Here is a 10,928-nt window from a genome sequence, read left to right on the forward strand (position 1 = left end):
CACCAGACGCTCAACGATCAGCACGCCCGGAGTCTACTCAACTGTCCAAATGAGATGACTTCTTACTGCGCACCCGCCCGTACCAACGTCGAGCGGCGGCAGCCTCGGGGACGGGCCCCTGCCCTCAAACCGATCCATGGGCGGGTGGACCCGACAGCTCAGGTCCCGGTGAAGGGCGCTTCGGCGGCTGTGACGCTCTGGCAACTGCCGCAGGCGTGCCAGCGCGACAGTCGGCTTCGATGCGGCCGGAAGATGCGAGGACCCCCACATCCAAGCGCGACTGGCGACCGTGGCTTCCCAGGGCGCCGAGTTCGCGTGGCTTGCTCGCGCGGCATTCTCCGGGGAGGGGGTCATCGCCGTCAAGGAGTGCCCCCTTGGGCGGGCAGGACGCGGTCGGGCCACGGCTGGGCCTGTGGGGTCGGCGGGGCGGCGGGTTCCGGCGGGAAGGTCGCCGCACCCGGGGGGGGTCAGACGGTCCGGTGGGCGGCCCGGTGGGCGATGTGGCGCAGGGCGTGGACCGCTGGGGGCGGGAACGGGGCCCGGTCCAGCGCTTGTCGGGCTCGGTCGTGGCGGTGTCGGATCATGTTCTCGACTTCGTCGCGTGCTCCTGTCTCGATGAGGACGGTCCGGATGCGGTCGGCGTCGTGGTCGGTGAGACCGGGACGACCCACGAGCTCGTGCAGGGTCCTCGACTGTGCGGGGTTCGCGCGTCGGTGGGCGAGAGCCATCAGGACGGTGCGTTTGCCTTCGCGCAGGTCGTCCAGTCGGGACTTGCCGGTTCGCTCCGGTTCGCCGAAGACGCCGAGGAGGTCGTCGCGCAGTTGGAAGGCCTCGCCCAGGGGGATGGCGAAGGCGGTGCAGGCGTCGAACACGGGTGGGCCGGCGCCGGCCAGGGCGGCGCCGATGTGCAGGGGGCGCTCGCAGGTGTACTTGGCGGTCTTGTAGCGGATGACGGTGAGCGGGCTCCGGAGGTCGTGGGCGGGGGTGGTGGGGGTGAGGAGGTCGAGGTACTGGCCGTACATGGCTTCCTCGCGCATGAGGTCGCTCAGGTGCCGGACCGCGTGGAGGCGGTCGGCGGGAAGGCCCGCGGTGTGGAGGAGTTCGTCGGACCAGCACAGGGCGAGGTCGCCGATGAGGATGGCCGCGCTGGCGCCCAAGTGCTCGGCTGCGGCGTCGGGCGCCTGGTCGGCGTGCTGGTGGGCGAGTGCCCGGTGCAGGGTCGGTCGGCCGCGGCGGGTCTCGGAACGGTCCATGATGTCGTCGTGGATGAGCGCGAAGGCGTGGAACATCTCCAGTGCGCTCGCGGCGCGCAGGACGGGCCGGGGCGGGGGGCCGTGGCCGCCGGCGGCGTACCAGCCGAGGGCGCAGAGTAGCGGGCGCAGGCGCTTGCCGCCGGATTCGATGAAGGAGCGCAGGCTTCGGGCTGCTTGAGGGGGCAGGCGGTGCCGGGCCGCCGTCTGCTCTTTGGTGGTCAGGAACTCGTCCAAGCAGCGTTCGACGGCTGCTCGGATGCCGGGCACGTCAAGGGCTCCTGGTGGGGCATCGTCGGGGGTGTTGGTCATGGCCGGAGGCTTCCGATCCGTGGGCGCGGGGTGTCATCGGCGGCTCGTACTGCGGTGTTGCAGCCGTGCTTGCCGTGCGGGAGGGCGGTGGTGGTGCGGGAACGGCCGTGCAGGGCGGGGAAGGTGGTGTTCAGGTTTGTGCTGGCGTCTCGGGTGCCGGTCTGCCGCGTTCGAGGTGGAGGTGGGCGCGCATCAGCTCGCCGGGGTTGGTCTGGGCGGCGAGGAGGGAGAGTTCGCCGCACAGGACGGTGGCGGCGGCGATGACTGCCAGCCGCCGGGCGTTGGAGCCGGGTTCGCCGGCGCTCCGGCAGCCGAGTCCGGCCAGGTTGGCCTCGACGAAGTCGAGGTCCTTGCCGTTGCCGACCGTGCCGACGATCAGGTTCGGCAGGGTGCAGGCGAAGTACAGGTCTCCGTCGCGGTCCTCCGCCATGACGGTGCCCTGTGAGCCTTCGACGATGTTCGCCGCGTCCTGGCCGGTGGCCAGGTAGAAGGCGAGGAGCATGTTCGCGAAATGGGCGTTCGCGGAGCGGATGCCGCCGGCGAGCAGGGTGCCGAGCAGGTTCTTGTGCACGTTCAGCCGGACGATCCGCGCCGCGGTGGTGTGGAGCACGTCGGCGACCACCGCGCGCGGCACCAGCAGCTCGGTCACCACGTTCTTGCCGCGGCCCAGGATGCCGTTGATCGCGGTGGCCTTCTTGTCCGTGCAGTAGTTTCCCGAGATCGACCCGTAGGCGATGCCGGGGACGGTGCGCAGGAGGTGGAGCAGGAGAGCGTCGCCGGCGAGCGTGGCCATGTTGTGGCCGGCGGCGTCGCCGGTGGTGAACTCGAATCGGACGAAGAGCAGGTCGGCGTTGATCTCGTGGCGGACGCCGACGAGTTCGGCGAACCGGCTGCAGCCGTGAACCACCGCCTTCAGGTCGTCGAGGTGTTCGTCGATGCTGCGGGCGGCGGCGAGTGCGGTCTGCGCGTCGGTCGCCTCCAGCAGCACCGAGCGGGTCATCCGTTCGTCGACCAGGGTGGCGACGACACCGCTCTCGCAGAGCATGGAGACCTTCGCGCCGCGGCCCACGGAGGGCCACAGCGGCGATTCGTAGGTGGCCAGCGGGACGGGCGTCTCGGTGGTGGCGGTGTTGCCCGAGATGCGCACCGGTCCCACCCAGCGCATCGGCACGCCGGCGGTGGCGTGGTCGTGGGGCATCGGGTCCTCCAGGGGTGAGTCGACCGGCGGGGCGGTTACGGGGGTTCGGGTCCGTCGTTCGTGGCACGCAGGTCCGTGGGCCGGATCCCGGCCGAGGCCCAGCGCCGCCGCAGCTCCTGGACGGCGTCCGTGTGCTCCAGCAGGGCTATGCCGCAGTCGCCGCCCCCGGCGCCGGAGGGTTTGGCGGCGCCGCCGAGTTGCTGCGCGATGTCGCACAGCGCGGTCAGGGCGGGGGTGAAGATGCCGAGCCCCGTCTCCGTGTCGAGCCGAGACAGCTCGGTCCGGGCCCGCCGAACCTGTTCCAGCAGTGCCTGGGCGTCGCCGAGTTCGAGCGCTTCGGCGCAGGCCTGCACGCAGGCCGTGGTAGCGGTCACGAAGCGCCGGTGGGACGGCGTGCCGTGCCAGGTGGTGCGGTGCAGGTCGGCGAGCATCCGGGTGGTGGAGGCGGGGGCTCCGGTCCAGCCGGCCTCCAGGGCCAGGTCCGCCGGAGCGGGGAGCCGACGGACGGCGAAGCCCGGCCACCTCGTCTCCAACGCGGCGGTGACGCCCTGTCGGCGGGCCAGGGCGAGCACTGTCGGCCGCTCGGGCGCCCGGTACTCGATCCAGCCGCCCCACACCGCGGCGGCCAGATCCCCTCCCGACCCGGCCGGATCGATCCCCGCCGCGGCCAGCAGGGCGAGCCGGTAGCGCTGCTCGGGCGACGGAGTGAGCCCGCAGTACGACGTCACGGCGTCGACGGTCGCCACGCCGACCGCGCCGCTGGAGCCCATGCCCAGTTTCACCCCGCCGTCGTGCAGTCGGCTGCTGACCAAAATGTCGAACTCCGGTAGGGAGGAGCCTTGTTCGACCAGGAGGTGCGCGACGGTCTCGACGGCGGCGACCACGTGCGCGAACCTCGGCCCCACCCCTGTGCCGGACTCGGCGAGGACCAGCCGCCCGGTGTCCCAGCGCAGGCGCACCGGACCTTGGGCCAGGTCGGAGGAGATCGTGACCTGGGCAGTGCTGGACCCGGTCACCGTGACGGTGACGTGGCGGTCCACCGCCACGAGAAGCGAAGGGGTGCCCGGCTGCGTGACCGCGTACTCACCGGCGACGAACAGCTTTCCCGGCGCGCGACGCACCACCGGTGCTCCGGAGGCGCTCATCGGTACTCCCCCAGCAGCCGGACCCCTGGCCCGGGCCCGGCCACGTGCACCGAGCCGCCCGTTGTAGCCGCGCGCACCGCGCACGCGACCCGCTCGGTCTCGGCGCGGCGGCACAGCACCTTGACGTTCGGTCCCGCGTCCATCGTCGCCCAGGCCGAGACCCCGTTGCGGCGCAGCTCCAGCACCGCGTCCAGGACGGTCAGCGAGGCCGGTGACAGGTAGCGGACGGCCGGACGAGCGGCGAGCATCACGGCGTGCATCCCGAACGCGTTGCGCTCGGCTATCTCGCCCACCGCGTCGAGATCCGCGCGGTGCAGCGCCGCCCGCATTCCCGCCAGGTCGGCGCTGCTGGAAGCCGCCCATGACCGGAACAGCGGTGAGGTGTCGACGGTGTGCCGCATGGCCTCTCGGCTGGACACCGGTTTGGGGCCCGCGTCGACGACGGCGATGACCAGCACGGGATCCAGTACGTCCAGGCGCACCGGTACCGGCTCGGCGTAGGAGCCGAGATCCGGATCGTCGTATCCGGCTCGTGCGGCGTGCCAGAGGGCGAAGGCGCCGAAGACGGATCGGGCAGCGGAGCCGGAGCCGCGCCGGGCCAGTCGGGATAGGGGCCGGGAGCCGAGCCGCAGGCCGTAGGCGGCGCAGGCGGCCGTGGCCAGTGCGGCGAAGCCGCTGGCCGAGGACGCCAGTCCGGCTCCGGTTGGCACGGTGTTGCGGCTTTCAACCACGGCCTTCTCCGGTCGGCCGGACCGTTCCCTGATCAGGTCGAGGAACGCGACGACCCGTCGGTGCGGTTCGCCTACGAGGAGCTCGTCGTCGAGGGTCACCGTGTCCTGTCGGAGCCCGGGGGCGAGTCGCACTCGGGTGGTGGTCGGGAAGGTGTCCAGGGTCATCGACAGGCTGTCGGTCCACGGCAGGACCAGGCGCTCGTCGCGCTTGCCCCAGTACTTGACCAGGGCGATGTTCGGGTGGGCGAGCGCGGTCGCGGCACCGGTCTCGGCCTCCGGCCGGTCTCTGCCTTTCTGGGGGTCCTCAGCAGTCATCGCCGTCCCGTCTTCCCAGTGGTGTGGACCAGGTTCGTTCCGCGCCGGCCGCCAGGAGGGCGCGGGTGATCTCCCGTTCCTGCTCGATCCGGGCGAGTGCGATCACGCAGCCGCCCATGCCGCCGCCGGTGATCTTCGCGCCGGGGCTTCCGGCGGCGGTCGCCGCACGAACCATCGTGTCGATCGGGCCGGTACTCAGGCCGGCGTCTCGCAACAGCACGTGGTAGGAGTGCATGGCGGCGCCGAGGTCCTGGAGCCGCCCGCCGGTGAAGGCCTGTTCCGCCTTCTCGGTCAGGTCGGTGGCCTTCCGGACGAAGGCCTCCTGCGAACCCGGACGGCCCCCGAAGCTTCGTGCGAGGAGGTCCACGGCCTCCCGGGTCCGTCCAGGGGTGCCGCTGTCCGCTACGACGATGAGGCCGTCGCAGCCGGGTACGAGTTCACGAGCCGTTCCCGCGCGGAACAGCAGCGCGACGGTGGCTCCGACAGCTGTCGCGTCGACACCGCTGGCCCGCCCGTGGGTCACCTGTTCGGCGACCTGGACCAGCCTGTACGCCAGCTGATGGGTCAGCTCGAACTGGAAGAGTGCGGCCATCGCGTCCAGGGCCGCCCTCGCGCACGCCGCGCTGGAGCCCAGACCGCGTCCGGGTGGGATCGAGCAGTCGATCTCCACCACGACGCTGTGCTCCGCAGGTACGCCTGCGGCGGTGCGCAGCGCCGCGGCCAGCGCTCGCATTCCTTCGCCGTTGTCCTCGGGGGCTTGCGGGGGCGGCCGCAGGGGGCTGCTTGCTGTGAACGAGAAGGTGTCACGGTTCGCGCAGGAGGGTGCGGCGTGCCGGGCTGTGGCGGTGGCCGTCAGCTGTGGGAGTGGGAGGACGAGCGCCGGGGCTCCGTAGACGGCCGCGTGCTCACCGGCCACGATCACCTTGGCCCAGGCCCGGCCGTCCCGGGCAGGCCCCGTCATGCCGTCTGCTGATGAGTTGTCTGCTGTGTCTGAGGTCAACGGTCTCAGCTCTTTCACGGTCGGGCGTTCGCTCGGGACCGAGGTGCGGCTGGGGGTGCCTGTGGTTGCGGCTGCCGGCGTCGGCCGCGGACTTCAGCCGAGGTGCGGACGGACGGTGCCACGTCTCCTGTCCGCGCGTGCGCAGTGCCGGATGCCGAGCTGGAGCGAGGCCCTGTCGATGCGGCACGGGCACGTTCCGGCTAGTCGCTAGGCCTCGGCGCCGGAGGCCGTCCGGAGGTCGCGGGCGGTCCGGGTGACCACGTACGCCACCGCGCCGAGGCAGACCAGTTCGAGCACGGTGGTGCCGATGTAGAGCCAGTTCAGCAGCCGGGTGTGCGCGTTGGGGAAGTCCGGGGTGTAGCGGCTGAAGGCGAGGGTGATCGCGGCGGTGCCCAGGACCCTGACGACGGTGATGGGGAGGGTCTGCCCCCGGGCCGAGCGGCGGGAGATGAGCATGGCGAGGAACAGCCCGTCCATGAGGAACATGATCGCGTAGGCCGAGTAGACGCCCCACGGGTCGTGGAAGAAGGAGTTGACCGTCAGCACGGTCGGGAACGCGATGGCGAGGGTGAGGAGAACCATGGCGTGGAAGACCGGCCGCGGGAGGTCGGGGAACTCGGACGGTCCGAAGCGCAGCAGCTGGTACAGCAGCACGACGTCCAGGGCGAACCACGCGATGATCGCGAAGCGGAGGAGCCCCTGGTAGGGGGTGACGAAGGAGTAGAGGAACTCCCAGGAGATGTTCGCGCACAGTGCCACGAGCGGCATGCAATAGGTCTGCTGGCGAAAGCCCTGGCGGATCATGAGCGCGTAGGTGAGGACCCAGGCCGCGCCGCCGGCGGTGAAGAGGACGTTGAACACGGGGTGCGCCCTTCGATGGTGGGGACGGTGCGGTCGGTTTCAGCGGGGACGTCTGGTCACGGTCATCGGCAGGCTGCTGGGGCTCAGGACGAAGCCGGCGACCTTGCGCACCCGCGCGCCGGGAGCGAGGCGGAAGCGCCACCGCTGCAGCAGGGTCGCCAGGACGACGAGCAGTTCGGCGCGGGCCAGGCTCTCCCCGATGCAGGCGCGGATGCCGGCGCCGAAGGGGATGAACAGCGCGTCTGCGCTCTCCCCGGCGGGCGCGGTCAGCCAGCGGTCGGGGTCGAAGCGGTGTGGATCCGGGTAGCGGTCCGGGTCGTGGTGGAGCAGGTACGGGGAGTACCAGAGGGCGGTGCCGGCGGGCAGGGTGCGGCCGCCGACGTCGACGGCCTCGGCGGCCCGGCGGGTGAGCATCCAGGCCGGTCCCTCCAGGCGCAGCGTCTCGTCGACGACCCGTCGCAGGAGGGGAAGCGCGTCGAGGTCGTCGGCCGAGACCTCGCGGTCCCCCACGGCGGCGTCCAGCTCATCAAGGACGCGGAGTTCGATGTCGGGGTGGCGGGCGAGTTCGTACAGCGTCCAGGAGAGGCTGACGGCGGTGGACTCGGTGGCGCCGCCGAGCATGGTGATCACCTCGTCGTGGACCTGCTGGTCGGTCAGCCGGTCCCCCGTCCCGCGGTCCTGGGAGTACAGCAGGACGGACAGCAGGTCTCCATGGTCATGCCCGTCGTAACGGCGGGCCCTGACGATGTGCGACACGACCTGGTGCAGGCTCACCACCGCCGCGTGGTAGCGCTGGTTGGCGCGGGTCGGCAGCCGCTCGGCCAGGCCGAAGGGTGCGGTCACTCTCTTCCCGATGCCTTGGACGACGGTCAGCCCGGCGTCGTCGATGATGGCTTCGGATCCGTCGTCGAGGGTGCTGTGGTAGAGGATGCGGGTGCCGATCGTGGCCGCGAGGCGGTACATCTGGTGGTCCATCTCCAGGGTCCGGCCGTCCTGCCACGAGTCCGTGCGGTCGGCGGTCGTCCGGGCGGCGACCTGGAGGTAGCCGGGGAAGCGGGAGCGGTGGAAGGCGGGCTGGACCAGGGCTCGCTGGCGCCGGTGGGCGCGGCCCTCCGCGGAGGCCAGGCCGTCGCCGATGACGGGGCGCAGCTTCTCGAACTGGGCGCCCTTGTGGAAGTGGCGTGCCTGGTCCGTCAGGACGGCCCTGGTGAGGGCGGCCGTGGTGGGCAGGTACACCCGTTGCAGGCCGATCCGAAGTTCGACGAGGTCCGCCAGTCCACGCAGCGAGTCCAGGAATCCGAAGGGGTCGCGGCGCAGCGACAGGGCGTCGCCCAGCAGGGGCAGGCGGCCGGAAGGGCGCGGGTGGTCAGGACCGTGGATCGGCATCGGGGGTTCCTCCCATGCGGTGCGGGCCGGGGGCGGCCGGGGGGCCGGTGAAGCGCAGGGTGTCACCGTGGTTCCACGCCAGGACACCGGAGAGCACGTCGCGAAAGGACACGATCACCCCTTCGTGCCGGGTGCGTTCAGGGCCGTTCAACCCGGAAGCCGCGATGCGTGCGAGCGTCCGCTGCTCTGCGGCCGGGTACTCCCGCACCCGTTGCCGGATCCGCCGGGCGACCTCCTCGCGGGCCCGCTCCGGGCTCCAACCTCGGTTGCGGGAGAGGAGGATGACGAGGTTGTCGCCCTCGTTCCGGGCTGTCTCGCGGGCGAGGGAGACGAGGTCGTTGTCCCAGCCGGCGATGTCGGCCGCACACGCGACCTGGGCGTGGTAGTCGGCGCTGGCATGGAGCAGGGGCAGGACTTCGGTGTCCTGGGCGAGTTCGGCGAGGTCGGCGAAGATCCATGCGCAGCTGGTCCGACGGCGCAGGGCGACGTACTCGCTCTCGGACGGCGGCCTGCCGTCACGGCGGTGCCCGGCTTCGGTGGCGAAGGCGTCGAAGACCTGACGGAGGTGCGCGTCGAGCCGCTGTGCCAGGGTCCGCGGCACGAGTTCACGGGTGCGCCGCCGGAGGTCGGCGAAGGCGCCGAGCAGCGGGTCGGGCGGCGCGGTAGGCGGCGGGTGGTCGAGGAGGGCGGCCAGGTTGACGAGGCTGCGGACGCTCGCCGTGCTGTCGGCCGGGTCGTGGTCGAGCCGGTCGTCGAGGAGGAAGAACCAGGTGAGGTAGCCGGCGATCAGCGCGAGTCGGGGGACTTCGGCGTCCGGGTACATGCGGGCGGCGGCCAGGTGCGGTGCGCAGTCGGCCAGCCATGACGCCCGGTCGCTGCGGACCAGGCCGATGGAGGACGCCCACCGGCCGTTGGCCTGCCCGGCCTCGGCCGCGAGCGGGCTGATGCGGCCGGCGAAGGGGAGACCGTAGAGGTGGGAGGGGGACGGGGGCCGAGTGGCGTCGACGTCGGCGGCGGAATGCGGGTCCTGCTGAGTCATGGCGGTCCCAACGACTGTTCAGGAGGCGGTACGAAGAGTGGGCCATGAGTGGAGACCGGGGCTCCCTCTGGCGGCTGTACCGGGCGACGTGATGCGGGGGCAGGCCCTTGGTGACGGCATCCGAAGGGTGGTGGTTCGACGCCGGTGGGAGCCGTTGTGCCGGGTGGGGTTCCGGCTGGTAGCGCGTCAGTGTGCGGCGGCCGTTCGGTGCCTGGCGAGGGGCTCCTGCTCCTACACCTAGCCAAAGGCAACTTGCCTTCAAAATATGGGTGTTGGGGGAAAGCTAAGGCCAGCCTGCAAATGCTCGCCCTTGGGCGCGGATCCGGCGCGGCTGCTGTCCGACCATCGAGTGGGGGTGCGAGGGTGGGGCAATGTCGCTGTTTCGTCGCCCGGGACGACAGAACAGGGGTGTGGTCATGGCCTATCTCGGTGGGCTGGTCGCTGTCGGCCGACCGGCGCCCGCCCGGACACTGGCCCTGCGGCCGCGGTAGGCCGGCTAGTGCGCCGAGGAACTCCGGGAGACTTGGCCCACGCGTGGCGGGCGGGCGAAAGCGGAGAGCCGAAGCGTTCGGCGGCCTGTGGTGCGGCTTACCCGGAACCGGTCGGCCATCGCCGGCCCTAAGCGGACGGCGGCGATCTGCAGACCCGGGAGAACGGTCCCACGCAGAGAAGCCCTCGTCACCGGAGCGCAGCGGCGCGAGCGGGGGAGAACGGAGCGAAAGCACGGAGCATGTCACGGCCCACCCGCCCAGGGGCGCACTCCGAGAGGGAAGCCCGAAGCCGAATGCCGGTCACCGCACCACTGATCGAGGGCGAGGTCGCGACAGTGCTGTCTGCGCCGTCGGGGTGGGCGGACGCCACTCCCTGCACGCCGTCCCGACGCCCTGACCCGACTCCCCGGCGGCGGCCGCCTGCCGATGCCGCCGGCACCGTTGGTCCGGCGGGTCTGGTGCCGGTCAGCCCGGTGAATCCGAGGCGCGGACGAGTGAAGGGCCGGGCAGTTAGGCGAGTACCCCGGTGGAGGGGCTTCGGCGGCCGCAGCGCTCTGGCAGCTGCGGCCAGCCCGACCGAAAAGCAGGTGAAGTGCAGAGTCCGATGCGCGCCCCGCTGCCTCGCGCAGATATTGCCGCGCGGGACGGCGTGTTCCCCGCGTGCCGCCTATCCCGGCTTGGCACAGCCCCATGCGGATCGCACGCAGCGCCGGTGAGGGCCGGGGTCCCGTTACGGGCCCCGGCCCTCGGCGCTCAGACGCGGCGACGTTCGAAGAAGACGAGGAACGGGGTGATGAACCTGCTCGCCTCAACCGGTGTGGTGTGGCCGACGATCACCAGAAGGACGCCGGTCGTCAGCGCTGCGGATGCACACGATGGGGAGGAGTGGGTCCGAACGTGGACCTTGCTGGACTACCCCGGCCATGGGTGGAAGGGGGCCCGGAAGGGGCGATTCGGGGGCGCTATCCCCGCTTCATCCCCGCACGGGGATAGACCGGGCAAATCAAAGGCAGAGCGGGACGCGCACCAAGAACACGAGGAAGCGTCAAAGGCAAAAAGAGCCAGGTTAGTAGGTTTCTGGCCTTACTCTTCTGTCGGTGGGCCACCAAGGGCTCGAACCCTGAACCTACAGATTAAGAAAACATCTCATTTGGGTGACTTAAGTAGACTGATCCCGTGACGATCGTGGAGCGTCTCGTC

At 71.4% G+C, this 10,928-nt stretch carries 8 protein-coding genes; all 8 read right to left on the bottom strand.

Annotated elements, in window-relative coordinates:
• Nucleotides 1-467: 467 nt before the first annotated feature.
• Entirely contained in the window at nt 468-1,562 is a 1,095-nt protein-coding gene (locus ACIP4P_RS44910) for a polyprenyl synthetase family protein (RefSeq protein ID WP_400930270.1), read from the bottom strand.
• Between the two features lie 130 nt (nt 1,563-1,692).
• Complete coding sequence (locus tag ACIP4P_RS44915) at nt 1,693-2,760, bottom strand: hydroxymethylglutaryl-CoA reductase (protein WP_400930273.1); 1,068 nt, start codon at nt 2,758-2,760, stop codon at nt 1,693-1,695.
• Nucleotides 2,761-2,795: 35 nt separating this feature from the next.
• Nucleotides 2,796-3,905 (bottom strand): phosphomevalonate kinase, encoded by a 1,110-nt coding sequence (locus ACIP4P_RS44920; protein WP_400930276.1) that lies wholly within the window; start codon nt 3,903-3,905, stop codon nt 2,796-2,798.
• Nucleotides 3,902-4,951 (bottom strand): diphosphomevalonate decarboxylase, encoded by a 1,050-nt coding sequence (gene mvaD, locus ACIP4P_RS44925; RefSeq protein WP_400930279.1) that lies wholly within the window; start codon nt 4,949-4,951, stop codon nt 3,902-3,904. The genes ACIP4P_RS44920 and mvaD overlap by 4 nt, the downstream gene beginning before the upstream one ends.
• Nucleotides 4,941-5,912 (bottom strand): mevalonate kinase, encoded by a 972-nt coding sequence (gene mvk, locus ACIP4P_RS44930; protein ID WP_400930282.1) that lies wholly within the window; start codon nt 5,910-5,912, stop codon nt 4,941-4,943. Before mvk ends, mvaD begins: the two co-directional genes overlap by 11 nt.
• Before the next feature lie 246 nt (nt 5,913-6,158).
• A complete protein-coding gene (locus ACIP4P_RS44935; protein ID WP_400930285.1) occupies nt 6,159-6,812 on the bottom strand; it encodes a hypothetical protein in 654 nt (217 codons plus the stop codon).
• A 39-nt stretch (nt 6,813-6,851) separates the two neighbouring features.
• Nucleotides 6,852-8,198 (bottom strand): cytochrome P450, encoded by a 1,347-nt coding sequence (locus tag ACIP4P_RS44940; protein ID WP_400930288.1) that lies wholly within the window; start codon nt 8,196-8,198, stop codon nt 6,852-6,854.
• A complete protein-coding gene (locus ACIP4P_RS44945) occupies nt 8,179-9,237 on the bottom strand; it encodes a hypothetical protein (RefSeq protein WP_400930291.1) in 1,059 nt (352 codons plus the stop codon). The genes ACIP4P_RS44940 and ACIP4P_RS44945 overlap by 20 nt, the downstream gene beginning before the upstream one ends.
• Nucleotides 9,238-10,928 lie beyond the last annotated feature (1,691 nt).

Origin of the sequence: Kitasatospora sp. NPDC089509 (genome assembly GCF_044749365.1) — a bacterium.
GTDB lineage: Bacteria > Actinomycetota > Actinomycetes > Streptomycetales > Streptomycetaceae > Kitasatospora.

Coding starts and splice junctions, on each gene's coding strand:
- ACIP4P_RS44910 (WP_400930270.1), bottom strand. CDS start 1,562: ATGACCAACACCCCCGACGATGCCCCACCAGGAGCCCTTGACGTGCCC.
- ACIP4P_RS44915 (WP_400930273.1), bottom strand. CDS start 2,760: ATGCCCCACGACCACGCCACCGCCGGCGTGCCGATGCGCTGGGTGGGA.
- ACIP4P_RS44920 (WP_400930276.1), bottom strand. CDS start 3,905: ATGAGCGCCTCCGGAGCACCGGTGGTGCGTCGCGCGCCGGGAAAGCTG.
- mvaD (WP_400930279.1), bottom strand. CDS start 4,951: ATGACTGCTGAGGACCCCCAGAAAGGCAGAGACCGGCCGGAGGCCGAG.
- mvk (WP_400930282.1), bottom strand. CDS start 5,912: ATGACGGGGCCTGCCCGGGACGGCCGGGCCTGGGCCAAGGTGATCGTG.
- ACIP4P_RS44940 (WP_400930288.1), bottom strand. CDS start 8,198: ATGCCGATCCACGGTCCTGACCACCCGCGCCCTTCCGGCCGCCTGCCC.
- ACIP4P_RS44945 (WP_400930291.1), bottom strand. CDS start 9,237: ATGACTCAGCAGGACCCGCATTCCGCCGCCGACGTCGACGCCACTCGG.